Source organism: Hydrogenophaga sp. Root209 (assembly GCF_001428625.1).
Lineage (GTDB): Bacteria > Pseudomonadota > Gammaproteobacteria > Burkholderiales > Burkholderiaceae_C > Hydrogenophaga.
In genome coordinates this window covers 385,140-402,321 of the sequence record NZ_LMIE01000022.1, presented here as the reverse complement: position 1 = coordinate 402,321, position 17,182 = coordinate 385,140, and the positions used below count along the sequence as shown (strand labels likewise).

General features: G+C 63.3%; 16 protein-coding genes and 1 pseudogene. 2 read left to right on the top strand and 15 right to left on the bottom strand.

Features of this window, described 5'->3' with window-relative positions:
• Positions 1-9: 9 nt before the first annotated feature.
• Genes ASE11_RS13400 through ASE11_RS13380 form a run of 5 tightly spaced genes read right to left on the bottom strand, consistent with a single transcriptional unit; the run spans position 10 to position 5,727 of the window.
• Entirely contained in the window at positions 10-1,197 is a 1,188-nt protein-coding gene (locus ASE11_RS13400) for an ABC transporter substrate-binding protein (RefSeq protein WP_056272102.1), read from the bottom strand.
• A gap of 34 nt (positions 1,198-1,231) precedes the next feature.
• Positions 1,232-2,266 (bottom strand): aromatic ring-hydroxylating oxygenase subunit alpha, encoded by a 1,035-nt coding sequence (locus ASE11_RS13395; protein ID WP_056272099.1) that lies wholly within the window; start codon positions 2,264-2,266, stop codon positions 1,232-1,234.
• A gap of 48 nt (positions 2,267-2,314) precedes the next feature.
• Complete coding sequence (locus ASE11_RS13390; RefSeq protein ID WP_056272096.1) at positions 2,315-3,781, bottom strand: aldehyde dehydrogenase family protein; 1,467 nt, start codon at positions 3,779-3,781, stop codon at positions 2,315-2,317.
• 8 nt (positions 3,782-3,789) lie between these two features.
• On the bottom strand, positions 3,790-4,572 hold the full coding sequence (locus ASE11_RS13385) for an SDR family NAD(P)-dependent oxidoreductase (protein WP_056272093.1): 783 nt from the start codon (positions 4,570-4,572) through the stop codon (positions 3,790-3,792).
• A gap of 9 nt (positions 4,573-4,581) precedes the next feature.
• Positions 4,582-5,727: a TRAP transporter substrate-binding protein gene (locus ASE11_RS13380; protein ID WP_235501285.1), complete on the bottom strand. Its 1,146-nt coding sequence runs from the start codon at positions 5,725-5,727 to the stop codon at positions 4,582-4,584.
• Positions 5,728-5,944: 217 nt separating this feature from the next.
• Between ASE11_RS13380 and ASE11_RS13375 the strand changes: the two are divergent.
• A pseudogene (locus tag ASE11_RS13375) lies at positions 5,945-6,247 on the top strand (ATP-binding protein); the annotation flags it as partial.
• A 45-nt stretch (positions 6,248-6,292) separates the two neighbouring features.
• On the opposite strand, the gene ASE11_RS13370 reads toward ASE11_RS13375, so the two are convergent.
• From ASE11_RS13370 to ASE11_RS13325, 10 genes are all read right to left on the bottom strand, one after another.
• Entirely contained in the window at positions 6,293-7,243 is a 951-nt protein-coding gene (locus ASE11_RS13370; RefSeq protein WP_056272090.1) for a PdxA family protein, read from the bottom strand.
• Complete coding sequence (locus ASE11_RS13365) at positions 7,240-8,292, bottom strand: TRAP transporter substrate-binding protein (RefSeq protein ID WP_056272088.1); 1,053 nt, start codon at positions 8,290-8,292, stop codon at positions 7,240-7,242. The genes ASE11_RS13370 and ASE11_RS13365 overlap by 4 nt, the downstream gene beginning before the upstream one ends.
• Before the next feature lie 75 nt (positions 8,293-8,367).
• Positions 8,368-9,816, bottom strand: coding sequence for an NAD-dependent succinate-semialdehyde dehydrogenase (locus ASE11_RS13360; protein WP_056272085.1), 1,449 nt, complete (start codon positions 9,814-9,816; stop codon positions 8,368-8,370).
• A gap of 14 nt (positions 9,817-9,830) precedes the next feature.
• Entirely contained in the window at positions 9,831-10,586 is a 756-nt protein-coding gene (locus ASE11_RS13355; protein WP_056272082.1) for an SDR family NAD(P)-dependent oxidoreductase, read from the bottom strand.
• 52 nt (positions 10,587-10,638) lie between these two features.
• On the bottom strand, positions 10,639-11,814 hold the full coding sequence (locus ASE11_RS13350; RefSeq protein WP_056272078.1) for an NAD(P)/FAD-dependent oxidoreductase: 1,176 nt from the start codon (positions 11,812-11,814) through the stop codon (positions 10,639-10,641).
• Positions 11,814-12,137 (bottom strand): 2Fe-2S iron-sulfur cluster-binding protein, encoded by a 324-nt coding sequence (locus ASE11_RS13345; RefSeq protein ID WP_056272074.1) that lies wholly within the window; start codon positions 12,135-12,137, stop codon positions 11,814-11,816. Before ASE11_RS13345 ends, ASE11_RS13350 begins: the two co-directional genes overlap by 1 nt.
• Positions 12,138-12,175: 38 nt before the next feature.
• Positions 12,176-13,396 (bottom strand): cytochrome P450, encoded by a 1,221-nt coding sequence (locus ASE11_RS13340; protein WP_056272071.1) that lies wholly within the window; start codon positions 13,394-13,396, stop codon positions 12,176-12,178.
• Between the two features lie 25 nt (positions 13,397-13,421).
• On the bottom strand, positions 13,422-14,456 hold the full coding sequence (locus tag ASE11_RS13335) for a 2Fe-2S iron-sulfur cluster-binding protein (RefSeq protein ID WP_235501284.1): 1,035 nt from the start codon (positions 14,454-14,456) through the stop codon (positions 13,422-13,424).
• Between the two features lie 7 nt (positions 14,457-14,463).
• A complete protein-coding gene (locus ASE11_RS13330; protein WP_373271092.1) occupies positions 14,464-14,931 on the bottom strand; it encodes an aromatic-ring-hydroxylating dioxygenase subunit beta in 468 nt (155 codons plus the stop codon).
• 5 nt (positions 14,932-14,936) lie between these two features.
• Positions 14,937-16,196, bottom strand: a complete 1,260-nt coding sequence (locus ASE11_RS13325; RefSeq protein ID WP_056272063.1) for an aromatic ring-hydroxylating oxygenase subunit alpha — start codon at positions 16,194-16,196, stop codon at positions 14,937-14,939.
• A gap of 152 nt (positions 16,197-16,348) precedes the next feature.
• Here ASE11_RS13325 and ASE11_RS13320 point away from each other — a divergent pair, with 152 nt between their 5' ends.
• Complete coding sequence (locus ASE11_RS13320) at positions 16,349-17,119, top strand: IclR family transcriptional regulator domain-containing protein (protein ID WP_056272060.1); 771 nt, start codon at positions 16,349-16,351, stop codon at positions 17,117-17,119.
• The last annotated feature ends 63 nt before the right edge of the window (positions 17,120-17,182 follow it).

The following is a 17,182-nucleotide window of genomic DNA, read 5'->3' as shown; positions in this document are numbered from 1 at the left end:
GCGAAAGACTCAACCCATGCGGCAACCCGTGGCGGGATCGGCCACAGCCTTCTGAGCAATGCCGATCACCTTGTTGTCCTTGTTGACCACCTGGCGCAGGTAGATGTCCTGGATCGGGTTGTGGGCCTTGCTCATGGTCCATTTCCCGCGCGGACTGTCGATGGTGGCGCCTTCCAGCGCTGCGTACAGTGCCGGTTTGTTCGACAAGTCGCCTTTGACTGCGTTGGCACCCTTGACGAGCAGCAAGCCCGCGTCGTATCCCTGAACGGCATACACATCGGGCTGCGCCTTGAACGCCTTTACATAGTCGAGGCGGAACTGCTTGTTGCGCGGGATATCCAGCGAGTCGCTGTAGTGCAGCGTGGTGAGAACGCCCTCGGCAGCTTCGCCTGCTGCATCGAGCACGCCCTCGGTCAGGAAGCCCGAGCCGTACAGTGGGATCGTCTTGTTCAGGCCGGCCGCAGCGTAGTCGCGCAGGAACTTGGCTGCACCGCCACCGGCGAAGAAGCAAGCCACGGCGTCGGGCTTGTAAGACGCAATCTCGGTCAACAGCGACTGAAACTCCACGTTGGGAAAGGGCAGGCCGAGCTTCTTGATGATGGTGCCACCGGCTTCGGTGTAGCTCTTTTCGAAACCCTCAAAGGCCTCGTCGCCTGCGGCGTAGTTCCAGGTGATCCACACCGCCTTCTTGTGGCCTCGGTCGACCATGGCCTTGCCCAAAGCCAGGGTAGGCTGGGCGTTGGTGAAGCTGGTTCGAAACACATTGGGCGCACACTGGGCCCGGGTGGCCACGTGCACGCCGGCATTGGGAATGATGTTGAGAACTCCTGTATCGCGTGCGACCTTGTGAATGCCCATCTGCACGCCCGAGTGCACCGAACCCACCAGCACGTCGACCTTGTCACGCATTACCAGGCGGGTCGCGTTCTCGATGCCCTTGGCCGGATTGGATTCGTCATCGACCTTGAAGAACTCCACCTCGCGGCCACCGAGCTTGCCGCCGTTTTGCGCCAGCGCCAGCCGGAAGCCGTTTTCGACGGCGATACCGGGCTGGGCAAAGGTACCTGTGAACGGCAGCATCAGGCCAACCCGCAGATTGCTGGTTTGCGCCTGCGCCCACCGGGGCAACAAAATGCCGCTGGAGGCCGCGCCGATCAGCGCGGCTCCTCGTGTCAAAACAAAGCGCCGTGAGTTCATCTGTGTCTCCTGTTGTGGTGGGATCGGGAAAACATCAGGCAGCGGATTTTTCCGCAACCAGCAACCGATCGATGATGCGGCGGGCTTGCACGCCACCGCCATCGATGTTCAGGCTCAGTAGCTTGCGCCCGGCGTTGCGCTCCAGGTTCTGCTGCTGCATCTCCAGCATCTGGAGGTCCTCGGAGAAAACTTTGCTCAGGCTGGTGCGGATCTGCTCGCTCAACGCCTGGTCCTGCGCATTGAAGTTCCTGGCCATGCCCCAAAAGTACCAGGTCGAGGACTCGGTTTCAGGTGTGATGAAGTCGATGACTGTGCTGGAGGCTTTGACCTTGGGGTCTGCATTGAAGCCGCCCTTGCCCGCGTGCGCCACACCCACATCGATCAGCACATGGCTTGGCGGATAGAAGCGGCAGATTTGCCACCGGTCCACTGGAACATCGTCGGCCAGGTTGTTTCCGCGCAAGCCCGCACGCCAGAATGGCGGCGCCATGATGCCCTCCATGTAACGCTCGGTGATGGCGCAGTCTCCATCCATCCGCGTCTTGGGCGGCGACTCATCGATTTCCTTTTGACCAATTGAGTTCGGGTGCAAGTAAGTCTCGTGAGTCAGGTCCATGAGGTTGTCGATCATGAGCCGGTAATCGCATTTTACGTGGTACAGCCCACCGCTGTAGGCCCACTCGGGGTCATCGGCCCAGGCCAGATGGTGGATCTTGGAGGGGTCGGCCTCTTGCGCATCGCCAGGCCAGACCCAGATGAACCCGTAGCGCTCCACTACGGGATACGTCCGCACGGCGGGGAAGCCGCCCACGCGTTGGCATGGCATGGCAACCGTCTTGCCATCGCAACCCATTTCCAGACCGTGGTAGCCACAAACCAGTTTGCCGTTTTCAACCTTGCCCAGCGACAACGGAGCACCGCGGTGGGGGCAAAAGTCTTCGACAGCGGCCACCTTGTTGTCGGGGCCACGGAAAAACACGATGGACTCGCCGCAAATCTTGCGGCCAAGGGGCTTTCCATCGAGTTCGCTGGGCGTAGCGCCTACATACCACGTGTTTTTGGGAAACATGATTCGTTCTCTCCTATAAGTACTAAGGATTCGGGCAGGCTTGTGGAGTCAGCCCTTGGGTGGATCAAGCACACCTACGTTCTGATAGATGTGTTTGATCTCGGTGAAATCGATCAACGCGTCAAAGCCGTGGAGACGGCCCAAGCCACTGCGGCGATAGCCGCCGGTCTCCGCTTCAGCGCACAGCTTGTTGTGGTCGTTGATCCAAACGGTGCCGTTGCGTAGCGCTCGAGCGATACGCCAGGCGCGCGCGCCCTGCTCGGTCCAGACACTCGCGGACAACCCGAACTCGGTGTGATTGGCCCGCGCCACCGCTTCGGTTTCGGTTTCAAACTTTTCCAGCACGACCAAGGGGCCGAAAATCTCCTCTTGGACAAAAGATGCACTGGCATCCCGGTGCGCGACCAAGGTGGGCGAGACAAACCCGCCAAGCCGCAGGTTTCCGCCGAGACGCTGACCGCGCAGGATCACTTCGTCTGCGTCGTCCATCGCCTGCTCGATGCGACGTTGCACCAACTCAGTGGTAGAGAGATCGATCAAGGGACCCATCTGGGCGCCCGGGGTATTTCCGGGCGCCACTTTGATTGCCGCCAGTGCATTGGCCAGCGCTTTTTTCATCGCCTCATAGCGTGACGCGTGAACCAACACCCGGCGCGCCGCCGTGCATTGCTGACCAGAGATGACCGTCGCAGCGGCAGCCAGTTGAGGCGCGATGTGGTCGATATCGGCATCTTCAAAAACCAGGCAGCATGACTTGCCACCCAGTTCGAGCGACAGTTTCTTCATAGTGGGAGCAGCGGCGGCCATGATGCGCTGCCCCGTCAGGTTGGAGCCCGTGAAGCTGACCACATCCACCTCTGGCGAGGAGGTGAGCAACTGCGCCACGTCGTGGCCTTGCTCACTCACCAGGTTCACCACACCGGGCGGCAGTCCAGTCACGTCGGCCAGTTCCCTGATCACCGCAGCGGTGATGAGTGCGGACTGCGGTGCAGGCTTGACCACGCAAGTACAGCCAGCGGCCAACGCGGGGGTGATCGACCGGATAAGCAGGATCACGGGAGCGTTCCAAGGGACGATGATGCCGGCGACGCCGGCCGGCTCTTTCAGCATCGTGGAAAATACGCCGGGTTCCACCTCGAGCACGTGGCCTGGTATGTGCCGGGCCAGACCCGCGTAGTAACGGATCTCCGAGATGGCTCCCATCAGCTCACCCCGCGATTGCGCGATCACCTTGCCATTCTCTTGCGTTAGCAGTTGGGCCAGTGCTTCAGCCTTGTGCTCTAGCCGGCTTGCCCATTCGTTCATCACGTTCTGCCGCAGCCGCGGCGACTGGGCCCACGTGGGCTTTTCAAAGGCTCTGCGTGCAGCCGAAATGGCCGCCTCTGCGTCTGCCCGGGTGGCAGCGCTGAAGCAACCGATCTGGCTGCCGTTGGCCGGGTCCAGGCTGGGCACTTCGAGGCCCTGGCTGGCGGGCATCCACCGGCCATCGATCAAGAGTTCTGCTGTGGCGTGCATAGGAGTGCTCAATGTGTGACCGATCCGCCATCAACCACAATCACCTGACCGGTGACAAAGTCACTGTCGGCGCTGGCGAGGTAGATCAAGGTGCCGGTCAGGTCGTCGGGTACCTGATCACGCTTGATGCAGCGGGACGAAACGATGCCTGAAGCGATTGAGCCTTGCCAGTCGGGATTTGCGCTGACATTGGCGCTCAGGGTCAGGCCCGGCGCCAGTGTATTGACGCAGATATTGTCGTTACCCAATTCACGCGCCAGACAGCGCGCCATCGCCACCACGGCGCCCTTGGAGGTGACGTAGTGCAGGAAGAGCGGCGTGCCCTTGAAAACCGTGCCGGAGGCGATGTTGATGATCTTGCCGTAGCGCTGCTGACGCATCACGGGGCTGACCGCTCTGGCGCACTCGAAGGAGCCGCGCACGTTGACGGACATCACCTTGTCCCACTCGGTCGACTCGATCTGCTCGAACGGCTTGAGGGCAAGGTTGCCGAAAATTGCGGCGTTGTTGACCAGCACGTCAATGCGGCCGAACGCCTGAAGTGCGGACCCAACCATCTTCTCCACCGATTCGCGGGACGTCACGTCTGTGTGGACAAACACCGCCCGGCCACCCTTCTCAATGATCTGGTTGACCACCCCGGTGGCGTCCAGCACATCGGCACAGACCACGGAGGCACCTTCTTGAGCCAATGCACGAGCGTATGTCTCTCCGATACCTTGCGCCGCGCCGGTCACGATCGCAACCCGGTTGGCCAGCCGTGGGGTGTTTTCTTTGGGCAGTTGATTCATGGAGTGTCTTTATGTCTTGGTAGTTTTTGTGTGTTTTTCGATCAAGGCCCGGGCTGTTGACAAAAGATCGCGACCATCGAAGCCGCGGCTCTCCATGTCCTTGACCCATTCGACCTCTACCTGGCTTGCTGCGCGCCTGAACTCTTGGGCTTCGACCTGCCCGAAGTTATGGGTCACGTTGCCGCGTGCCTCCACCAACTTGCGGGCAGGGTCGTCGCCACATTGGTGGGCGCGCCCCAAGGACGCAGAAGCGGTTATGCCCGAGTTGGGGTCCAGCACCTTCCGGACATCTGGCGGCAGGGACTCGTACTTCCGTTTGTTTGTTGCCGTCACGAATGTCGTGGTGTAGAGCGCGCCACTGGCTGGATCGAACTGACTGTGAAACTTCGTTAATTCGTGCACCTTTACGGAGGGAACGACATCCCAAGGGATCACGCAACCGTCGAGAGGCCCCTTTTGCAGTGCGTCGGGAATCTTGGGCAGCGGCATGCCCACAGCATTGGCGCCGAGGTATCCCAGCATCTTCGTAGTTTGTCTGGTTGGACCGCGCATTTTCAGGCCGCGCAAGTCGTACGGAGCCTCAAAGAGGCGGTCGCGGGTGTGGAGCATCCCCGGCCTATGAACCTGCACTGCAATGGGATGCACTTCCTTGTGTTCGTTGGACGCTTTTGTCTTGATGAACTCCCAGAAAGCCTTGGAAGTAGCCTCGGCGTTGGTCGTCATGAACGGCAGGACAAACACCTCGCTGCAAGGAAAGCCTCCAGGTGAATAGCCGGTCAGTGTCCAAACGATGTCAGCCACGCCATCCCGTGCCTGGTCGTATGGCTGCACAGGCGCGCCATCAAGCTGCATCGCGGGGTACGCCTCAAACCGGATGCGCCCATCTGATTCCCGTTGCACCTTTTCCATCCATACCTTGTTCATGCTGACCCATACGTTGGACATGGGAGACATGAAAGTGTGAAATCGCAAAGTGATCGACTGCTGAGCAAAGCCTGTCAGCGAGGGAGCGCCCAAGGCCATCCCTACTGCCAACTGAACGATGGTTCTGCGGTTGATCATTTGGTGAATTGAGGAGAAGGCGTGAGTACCTAGGAAGTGAGACTTGATCCAGTTCGCAATCCGGATTGTCCGTCTGGTGATTATGTTGTTCATTCTACGGTTATGTTCACTCCACGAAATCAGGGTAAACACTGGGGGCGTCGTGAGCGGTTACCTAAATGACCTTCGATGTTGTTAGGCTGGGTCGGCACGAAACATCCGGCGCTATCGCCAAATCCACAAGATCACGACGAGAACCGCAAGGACCGAGTCCTCATGTTCGCCACAGCCAAGCACCAGCGTGCAGGCCGTGGGATGTGTGGAGTCCTCGGACCTGCTCGTGCTAGATGACCAGTCTCTGGCCCGGCGCATCGCCGACATCAGCGACGAACTCCTCTATGCCATCGTTCACCAGCGCTACAACCTGCGCCGCGCCATCGTCATCACCTCAAATCTTTTGGTGCAGGACCTGAGCAAGTACCTGGCCGACGTCACCATGGCCACCACCATCCTTGATCGACTGATACACCGCTGCTCGACGCTGGGGTTCGAAGGCAAGAGCTACCGTCTGAAGCAGTCCGCCTCACGAATCGCGATCGCACCCGAACAGTCGGAATTCGAACGACTTTGTTAGCGCAGTTTGGGTTGACCATAGGAGGAGACTGTCAAATTTAGGAAGTCACTCGCTCAGCGTGGAGTTCAGCAGGTAAATCGTGCGAAGCAAGGCCTCGGGACTGGCAATTCCCTTGCCGGCGATGTCCATGGCACTTCCATGCCCGACACTGGACAGCACGACGTTGCCTCCCACGCTGAGGGCACTTGCGGCGTGGGGCGCCAGCAACTTGATTGGAATGTGACCCTGGTCGTGGAAGACGGCCACATAGAGATCGTGCTGCCTGTTTGCCAACAGCGTGTCTGCACCTGTGGGCCCACTGACATGGTGGCCTGCTGAGCGCAGCTGCGCCACCGCAGGCACCATCAAGCGAGCGTCCTCCGGTCCGAAAAGCTCACCTTCGGATGCGTGTGGATTGATACCGAACATGCCGATGCGAGGCGTTTCCACGCCCAGCCGCTGACACGCGACGATGCCTGCCTGAGTGGCGCGCACGATCAGGTCGGTGCTCAGACGATCAAGTGCTGTTTGAACGCTCTCGTGGAGCGTGACGTGCACGATGCGTAAGCCCGCCCCCACCAGCATCAAGAAAACGGAGTCGGCAGATTGGCCGCACACACGCGCCACAAGAGAGGGGTACCCGCTGAACGCTATACCTGCCTGCGTGATCGCTGTCTCGTGGTGAGGACAGGCGATCACGGCGTCGAACTCGCCAGCCTGCGCAGCCTGAATGGCCGCCGTAGCGCTGGCCACCGACGAGGCGCCAGCGGCCGCGTCGATGCGACCAGGTACAGCTGCAGCCGGATCGAGGGCGCCTACCTCGTTGCAACGAACACCATCTAGCATCCCGCTAAGGTTCAATTGCTCGGCGCAGCGGCGCAGCACCGAATTCGGGCCGAACAGCGTAATACGGTCGCGCTCAGACTCTGTCAGAGTGGCAAGTGCCTTTAGCGTGATCTCCGGTCCGATGCCGTTCGGATCGCCGATCGAGATGGCCAGGCGCGCAAGGCCGCTCATGCAGCCTTTGGTTTATGTTTGGCAATGAGCGCCTTTGCGCCAGCCAAGAGCTTGGCACCGTCCTGCCCGCGCTTGTCCATCTCCTGGACCCATTCGCTGGCGATGGTGCCAGTCAGTTTGACAAACTCGCTGGTTTCCGATTCGCTGAACACGTGTACCTTGTTGCCTCGATCGGTCGCCATCTTGCGACTGATGGGGTCATGATCTTGTTGCACCTTGCCGAACCAAGCCGAGGTTTCCAGGCCCGAGTTGTCGTCGATCACCTTTTTGATATCCGGAGGCAACGATGTATATTTTCTTTTGTTCATCACCATCACAAACGCCGTGTTGTAAAGAGCTGGCTTGCCGGGCGCGAACTCGCTGTGGTGCTGAACAAGCTCATGCACCTTGACCGAAGGAATCACTTCCCAAGGCAAGGCTGCGCCGTCAATGACGCCTTTGGACAGCGCGTCTGGAATCTGTGGCAGCGGCATGCCTACCGCGGATGCTCCTGCTGCTGCGAGCAACTTAGTCGCTTGGCGGGTCGGCCCTCGCATCTTCAGGCCGCGCAGGTCGGAAGCGCTGTTGATGGCCTTGCTTTTCGAGTGCAGCACTCCTGGACCATGGGTATGAAAAGCGAGTGGTTGGACGTCCTTGAACTCATCGCTGGCGTGGGTTTCGAGGTACTCCCAGGCGGCACGCGACGCTCCGATGCCGTCCATGGTCATGAACGGCAGTTCGAACACTTCGGTCCGAGGGAATCGACCGGGGGTAAGTCCAGCCAAAGTCCATACGATATCGACAACACCATCCCGTGCCTGGTCGAAAAGTTGACTTGGTGAGCCCCCCAGCTGCATGGCAGGAAAGCCCTCGAAGCGGATACGTCCGCCCGAGTCGTTCTCCACTTTCGACATCCATGCCTTGTGTGCATTGAGATAGACATTCGAGGTCGGCGCCATGAAGGTATGGAACTTCAGGGTTACCACTTGCTGGGCGAAGACGCCAAGGGTGGGGGCTCCAAGGGAAGCGGCTGCCGCCGCCGATTTGATGAGGGTTCTGCGTTGCATCATGAGGTTGTCTCCTGGATTGAAGGGAAAGGCGGGTCCGGCCCCCTGGGCGGTGCTGGCTTCTTGTAGTACTGGTGATCAAGCAGGGCTTGCCTGCGAAACGAATTTAGTGACGAGGTAGCCGTCGAAGGTTTCGCTGCCGCCTTCGCTGCCGATGCCGCTGTCCTTCACGCCACCGAACGGCGTCTCGGCCAGCGTGATGCCGAAATGGTTCACGTTGACCATGCCCACCTCGAGGCCGTTGACCATGCGCTCCGAGGTCTTGATGGAGCCGGTGAAAACGAAACCGGTGAGGCCGAAGGGCAGGGCGTTGGCGCGCTTCAATACCTCGTCGGTGTCCTTGAAGCGCGTGATCGGCGCGACCGGACCGAAGGGTTCTTCGACCATCAGGCGCGCGTCGTCGGGAATGTCGGTGAGGATGGTGGGCGGGTAGAAGTAGCCAGGGCCAGCGAGCCGCGTGCCGCCGCTGGCCAGCTTCGCGCCACGCTCCAGCGCATCGGCCACCAAGCCTTCCATGGCATCGACCCTGCGCAGGTGCGCCAGGGGGCCCATCTGCGTGTCCTTGTCCATGCCGTCGCCCACCTTCAAGCCACCGTAGGCTTTCGTGAAGGTGTCGAGAAAGCGGTCGTACACCTTCTCCTGCACGAAGAAGCGGCTGGGTGCAATGCACAGCTGCCCCGCGTTGCGCGCCTTGAAACGCGCCAGCAGATGGGCCGCGTCGTCCACGTCGGCGTCGTCGAACACCACCACCGGCGAGTGCCCGCCCAGCTCCATGCTGATGCGCTTCATGTGCAGGCCGGCGAGCGACGCCAGCTGCTTGCCCACCGGCACCGAGCCGGTGAACGATACCTTGCGCGAGATCGGCGAGCGGATCAGGTGGTCCGACACCTCGGCCGGCACACCCCACACCACGTTGAGCACGCCCGGGGGCAGACCCGCGTCGTGGAACATGCGCGCGAGCGCGATCACCGCGCCCGGCGAATCCTCTGGCCCCTTCAGCACAAGCGTGCAACCCGCGCCGATCGCCGCCACCATCTTGCGGATGGCCTGGTTAAACGGAAAGTTCCAGGGCGTGAAGGCCACGCACACGCCCACGGGCTCGCGCAGCACCAGCTGGCGCACGTGGGGCAGGCGTGCGGGGATCACGCGGCCATAGATGCGGCGGCATTCTTCGGCGTGCCACTCTGCGTGTTCGGCACAGGTGGTCACCTCCAGCAGCGCCTCGCTCAGCGGCTTGCCCTGGTCGAGAGTGATCTGGCGGGCGACCTGCGGTGCGCGTTCGCGCGTGAGCTCGGCCACGCGGCGCAGCACCTTCGAGCGCTCGAGCGGCGAACTCTTGCGCCAGCTCTCGAAGGCGCGTTGCGCCGCGTTCAGTGCGCGGTCAAGGTCGTCGCGGCGCGCGTGCGGCAACGAGCCGATCACCTCGCCGTTGGCGGGGTTGATGATGTCCTGGTGTTGGCGGTCGCCGCCTTCGATGAATTCGCCATCGATGTAGAGGAAAGGCTTGCCGTATGCGGTGTCGGTCATGGTGAGTCAACCGATCAGATGAATACCGAGCCACCGTCGACGGCGATGGTCTGGCCGGTGATGAAGCCCGCGCCGTCGCTGGCTAGGAAGAGCAGGGCGCCCACCAGGTCTTCAGGCACCTGGTCGCGCTGCAGCGAGCGGCTGGTCTTGCGCACCACGTCGCCCATCTTGCTGTGCAGGTCGTTGTCGAGCACACCGTCGCTCAGCGTGAAGCCCGGGGCAATGGCGTTGACGGTGATGTCGTCCTTGCCGAGTTCGCGGGCTAGCGAGCGCGTGAACGCGATCACCGCGCCCTTGCTGGCCACGTAGTGCAGCATGTTGGGCGTGCCCTTGATCGGCGTGGTGGACGCGATGTTCACGATGCGGCCGAACCCGTTCTTGCGCATTTCGGGCACGACCGCTTTGGCGCACACGAAAGGCCCCAGGGTGTTGACCTCCATCACCCGCATCCACTCGGCGTCGCTGATCTGGTCGAACGGTTTGAGCGTGAGCGTGGTGAACAGGCCGGCGTTGTTCACCAGCACGTCGAGCCGGCCGAACGCCTTCACGGCCTGTTCGACCATGCCCGCCACGTCGGCGGGCTTGACCACATCGGTCTGCGTGCCGATGGCCTTCAGGCCCTGGGCACTGAGGCGTTCGGCCGCTTCGACGGCACCGCGCAGGTCGGCGATGACGACCTGGTGGCCCGCGCGCGCGAGGGCTTCGGAGAAGGCGAAACCGATGCCGCTGGCGCCGCCAGTGACCGCGATGACCCGGGATGCTGCTGTCATGTGTTGTCTCTTTCTGTGGGAAGGTGTGGATGTCGAATGGGACTGAGGGAGCTCAGGTCGGTGCTAGCACCGGCGCGAGGGCCGTGCGCGCGCGCATGTGGGCGGCAGGGTCGTTGAGGGATTCGACGGCGCTGAGTTGATCGCCGCGGTAGCGCAGCACCGAAAAGCGGCCGCTGGCCGGATCGCCCTCGATGTCGCTGCGGTCGCCCGGCGCGGCCAGGCCGGCCATCTGCAGCCGGCAAGGGCCTTGCTCGCTCCAGAACCAGGGCACCTTGGCGTACGGCAGGGGTTGACCGCACAGGCGCGCGGCGATGCAGCGCGCCTGGTCAACGGCGTTCTGTACCGACTCGATGCGCACGCGGGAGCCGCCATCGGCCGCGAACGGAAAGTTCGCGCAGTCGCCGAGCGCGGAGATGGCGGCGTCGCTGGTGAGCAGCAGCTCGTCGACCTCGATGCCATTGCCCACCGCCAGCCCGGCGTCGCGCGCCAGCTGGTCGTTGGGCGTGACGCCTACCGCGATCACGATGAGGTCGGCGACGATGCGGCCACCGCCGTGCAGGCGCAGGCCGGTGGCGCGGCCGTCCTCGCCTTCGATGGCGTCGAGCTGCGTGTTCAGGTGGAATTGCGTGCCCTGGGCTTCGTGGAAGGCTTGCAGGTGTCGCGCCATGGGCTCGGAGAGGGCGCGCAGCAGGGGCCGTGCCGTGGCCTCGATCACGTGCATCGGCAGGCCCTGGCCGCGCGCCACGGCCGCGAGTTCCAAGCCAATGAAGCCGGCGCCGACCACGGCCACCGAGCGCGCGCGGGCCAGTTGCTCTCGGATGCGCCGCGCGTCCTCCAGACCGCGCAGCACGTGCACGCCGGACAACCCCGCTCCGGGCACGCACAGGGTGCGCGCGGTCGCGCCGGTGGCCAGCACCAGGTGGTCGTAGGGCAGGGTCTGGCCGCTGGAGAGGTGCACGCCACGCGCCGCGCGGTCGATGCGCGCCACGCGCGTGCCGCCGAGCACGCGGGCATCGATGCGCTGGTAGAACGGGGGCGGGCGCAGCAGCAGGCCGGTGTCGTCCACCTTGCCTTGAAGGAAGGCCTTGGACAGCGGGGGGCGCTGGTAAGGCAGGCCGGGCTCGTCGCCGACCAGGGTGATGGGATCGGCATAACCCGAATCGCGCAGCGAGGCCGCGAGCTGGAAGCCGCCCTGCCCGGTGCCGACGATGACGGTGCCGTGGGCCATCAGACCTGCCGCTCCGGGATGTGCACGATCAGCTGGTCCACGCCGGGCGCCAGCGCGAGCTGGCAGCCCAACCGGCTGTGTTCGCGGCGCTCGCCCGCGGCGCTGGCCAGCATTTCGTCCTCGACGTCGCTGATGGGCGGCAGGAAGCCGATCGAGGCCGGGTCCACGTACACGTGGCAGGTGGCGCACATGGCGGAGCCGCCGCACTCGGCGACGATGCCGGGAATGCCGTGGCCGACAGCGGTCATCATGACGGTAGCGCCGGGACTGGCGGGCACGGCTTCTCGGGAGCCGTCGGGTTGTACGTAGACGATCTGGGGCATCGTGGGTTTCTCTCTTCTAGTTCGAATGGGGCGGGATGTCAGTGCACGGCGGCCAGCAGCGGCTCGACCGTCACGGGCATGCTCTTGAGCCCGCGCACCGTGTTGTTGAAGTGCTGGACCGGTTCGCCGTCGAGGCGGATCGAGGCCACGCGGCGGGCCAGTGCGGTGAGCACGATCTCGCCTTCGAGGCGCGCCATCATCTGGCCGGCGCAGCCATGAATGCCCGTGCCGAAGGCCATGTGGCCGGTGGCGCGGCGGGTGATGTCGAAGCGGTCGGCTTCGGGCCAGCGGCGCGGGTCGCGGTTGGCCGAGGCGATGAACACCACGATCTTCTGGCCCTGCTTCACGGTGATGCCGCCGAGTTCCACGTCCTGGGTGCTGGTGCGGTAGAAAGAGTGGAAGGTGCTGTCGTAGCGCAGTACCTCTTCGAGTGCCTGGCGCGCCAGCGAGGGGTCGTCGCGCAGCAGGGCCCATTGACCGGGGTTGCGCGCGAAGCTGGTGAAGGCGTTGCACAGGGTGAACACGGTGGTGTCCAGCCCGGCGGAGAGCAGGGTGCGAACCAGCATGCCGGCCTCGTCGTGGCCTATCTCGCCCGCGTCGGCGGCGGCGAACAGCTGGGCGCCCAGGCCGTCGGGCGTGAGCGCGTCGCGCTGGCAGACCTTGGCGATCCAGTTCACCGCTTCGCCCGAGCTGTTCATTCGGTCTTGGAAACGCTCGTTGATCGGGCCGAAGCCATTGAACACCATGTCACCGTAGGGCAGCAGGTGCTCGCGCCCCTCGGCGGGCAGGCCCACCGCGTCGCCGAAGGCCTTAATGGGAAAGGCCTCGCACAGTTCTTTGGCGGCGTCGAACGAGCCGCGTTCCACGAGCTCGTCGACCATGCGCGCGGCCACGTCCTCGAAAGTGGCGCGCAGGCGTCCGATCGATGCGGGCGAGAGCACGCGCGCCACCACCTTGCGGGTGCGGCTGTGGTGGGGCGGGTCTGCTTCGAGAATGATGCTGGGCTTGCGCCAGGGCGTCTCGGTGTGGAAGTTGGCAAGGCCCACGCCCGCGCTGGAACAGAAGATGTCGGGCTGAGACAGGATGCGCTGCACTTCGTCGTGGCGTGCGACCGCAAGCACGCCGTAGCGCTCCAGCCAGGCCCAGGGGCCGAGTTCGCGCAGCTGCTCGTAGTGGGGATAGGGGTTGGCCAGCACCTCGGTGGCGTACGGGTCGAAGTCGCTGGTGGGAACGTTGTCGTAGGGGTTGGGATGGGTCATGGAATGGCTCTTCTTCGGGTGTGCTTCAGTCGGTCAGCGCGGAGGTGCGGGGCTGGGCCACCACGAACGCGTCGCAGAAGAACGCATCGCGCGGCAGGCCGCGGGTTTCGACGAAATCGCTGCGCGCCGCGCTCACCATGGCAGGCGCGCCGCAGGCGTAGACCTGGTGGCCGGCAAGACTGTCGTGGTCTTGCAGCACGGCCTGGTGCACGAAGCCGGTGCGACCGCTCCAGCCGGCCTCGGGTTCGGAGAGCACGGGCACGAAGCGCAGGCCGGCCTGCTCTCCCCAGCCGCGCGCCAGGTCGAGCAGGTACAGGTCCTTCTCGGTGCGCGCGCCCCAGTAGAGTGCGATCTCGCGTGCCTGGCCCCGGCGCAGGCCGTCCTCGACCATCGACTTGATGGGTGCGAAGCCGGTGCCGCTGGCGAGCATCACGATGGGCGCGGTGCTGCCCTCGCGCAGGTGAAAGTCGCCATGCGGCAGTTCGACCCGGAGGTGGTCACCCACCTTGAGGTCGTGCGCGAGCCAATGCGAGAACGCGCCGCCTTCCAGCATGCGGATATGCAGCTCGGCGCCATCGTTCTGGTGCGGCGGGTTGGCCATGGAGAAGCTGCGGCGCTGGCCGTCGGGCAGCAGCACCTGCAGGTACTGGCCGGCCTTGAACTTCACCTTCTCGCCCGCCGGAAAACGCAGCTTGAGGCGCGCCACGTCGCTGGCCAGAAAGTCGATGCGCATGACCCTGGCGGCGAGCTGGCGGCGCGCGTTCGGATCGGTTTTCTCGATCTGGCGCGGTTCGATCTCGATGTCGGTGAGCGGGCGCGCCTGGCAGAACAGCACCTGTCCGTGCGCGATCTCGTCCGCCGTGAGCGTATGCTCACCCGCCGCGCCGGGGTTCACCCGGCCCGAGACGACGCGGCCCTTGCAGCTCGCGCACACGCCCGAGTTGCACGAGAACGGCATCTCGTAGCCGGCCTGTCGCACTGCGTCGAGCACTGTCTGACCAGCGGCGCAGGGGATGGCGGTGGCCATCCCGGCGATGCGTATGAGGTGCGGGGTGCTCACGGCTTGCTCACAGGGGAATGGCCAGCAGCGTGTCGATGTTGTGGCTGTCGCAGACCACCACACGGCTGGCCAGGCGCAGGGTATCGCCTCCATCGATCACCAGCTCGTCGAGGTAGCGCCCGGTGGCGAAGAGGCTGGTCTCGCCGCCACGCATGATGCGCACCACCACAAACGGGGTTTCGCTGCGGCGCCCGCGCGGCGTGTCCTCCAGCAGGGAGGGCAGGCCCACCAGGTGGCGGTAACGTTGTTTCTCGTAGACGTTGGCGGTGCGCAGTGAGAGCACGCGGTCGTTGAGCATGGCGCGCGAGTCGGCGTAGATCAGGCTGGCTTCCATGCCTTGCGCATGGTTGTCGGCGGTGGTCACGCGGTAGAGGCAGTGTTCGGTGAAGAACTGCGTCCAGGCTTCGAGCTCGTCGTTGTCGATGCAGCGCGCGCAATGCGCGTTGAGCGCCAACGCGCTCGCGGTGTCGATCACCGCGTTCATGCATCCGCTCCCATGTGCAGGCGGTAGGCTTTCCAGAAGCCGCGCACGGACGCTTCCGTGGTGCGGCTGCTCTGCGAGCGCACGCTGTCGCCGCCCATCTCGACGATGGCTTCCTGCGCGCCAGCGGAGGCAATGCCGCGTTGCACAAAGCCGCCCACAGCGCCGTCCTCCATCGATACGAAGCCGGCCGGCCCGATCAGGTTGGACTGCTTGTGACGCATGGTGCGCAGCTCGGGTGTGTCGTCCTGGAAGCCGAGGTACACCCAATTCAGGGCGGTGGTCTCCAGGCCTTCGGGCAGCACCTGGCGTACCGCGATGGTGTTCTGTATCTGCGCCAGCACGAAGCCCGGAAATACCGAGAGGATCTGCAGCGTCACGCCATCGCCGAACTCGTCTATTCCTTTCAACAGCGTAGCGTCCTCGAGCTTGAAGTCGTCCTTCTCCGAACGCAGTTCCTCGGTCTTGTAGTCCTCGCTATTTTCGGCGATGGGGTCGATGGCGGAGAAGCTGATGTGGTTGCCGCCACATTCGCTCACCACCACGCCGCCCTTCTGCGAAAGGCGGTTGAGCCGGAACGTGGTGAAGAACACGTGCAGCAGGCTCGCGTGGTACGTGTCGCGCACGTTCTCCACGTAGAGCTTCCAGTTGTTGGGCAGCGTCTGCTTGAAGCGGCCGAGGATCTGCACCGGCTTGTGCAGCACGCGCGAGATGCCGCGCGCGATTTCCGGGCCGAGGTAGTCCTCCAGGTCGGGCACGTCGTCGCTCAGGCTGCCAAATACCAGGCCACAAAACACACTCGTTCTCAATTTGCGCGGACCATGACTCTTCATGCAGAAAGCAGGGTCCATGCCGCCTTCTCCGTTTACGCCGTTCTGGAACGCGATGCCCTTGAGGTTGCCCTGGCGGTCATAACGCCATGCGTGGTACACGCACTGGAAGTCACGCGCGGTGCCGCCGTCGTCCAGGACGATCAGTGCGCCGCGGTGCGAGCAGCGGTTCTCGAACGCGTACACCTCGCCGTCGCTGTCGCGCGCCACCACCACCGGCATGCGGCCGAGGAACGTCGTGCGGTAGCCGCCGGGTTGTGGCAACTCGGCTTCGAGACACAGGTAGTTCCAGGTCGCGCCTTCGAAGATGCGCTGTTGCTCGGCGTCGAGCACGGCCGGTTCCTGGTACAGGTGGTATGGCACGCGGGTGAGGTTCCCAGGTGGCCAGAAGGTTAGGGGTGCGCTATTCGCAGGGGCGGTGACGCTCATGATGCAGTGGGGTTCTTGCCTTGGAAGAATTCGGATACCGAACTTTTGACCGTTTGGTGAACCGCGACTGTATTTTTTGAGTTGATGAAGGTCAACAAAATCCGGCAAAATGTTCGAATACCGAACTTATTCAACTTCGAGTGGGGCCGCAAATGGACGATGAAGCGCGTGCAGTTGACAAGGAATACGTCATGGGTCTGGAGAAGGGCCTACTCCTGATCGAGGCCTTCGGCGTCAGCAATTCGCCTCTGACGCTGACCGAAGCGGCCGATATCACAGGCCACAGCAAGGCCTCGACTCGCCGCGCCCTGCTTACCCTCGTCAAGCTAGGCTACGCGCGAGCATCGGGGCGGCATTTTTTTCTCGAGCCGCGCACCTTGCGGCTGGTGCACGCCTACGTGAACTCTACGCCCCTGACCAAGGTGGCGCAGCCCATCCTGGAGATCACTAGTGAGCGCACGCGCGAGTCCGCGTCGCTGGCGGTGCTGGACTCGCAGTTTGTCGTTTTCGTTGCACGCTCAACTCAGCGGCGCAGCTTGTCTTTCGGACTCGGTATCGGCGCGCGATTGCCCGCCTATTGTTCTGCAACCGGGCGAGTGCTTCTCGCGGGTATGTCAGACGAGGAGGTTGAATTCCGCCTTCAGCGAATGAGTCGCCAGGCGATTACGCCGAAAACAAAGACTGACGTGGCGGCACTGATGAAGGAGGTGCAGGCTGCGCGCGAGTGCGGTTATTCGATGAGTGACGAAGAGCTGGAAATTGGCTTGCGTTCCATTGCCGTGCCGGTGCGCAATGGAAAGGGTGAGTTGCTGGGGGCTATGAGTCTTTCCGTGGCCACTTCGCGCATGTCACGCGACGATGTCGTGAACAAGTTGATGCCAGAACTTGAAGTGGCACGAAGGACGTTTGCACTGCAGTTGTAGAGCCCGCCTGTTGGCTTCCGTTGAAAACTGACCCCCGTAGAGCGGCAGAGATCAGTGGAACTC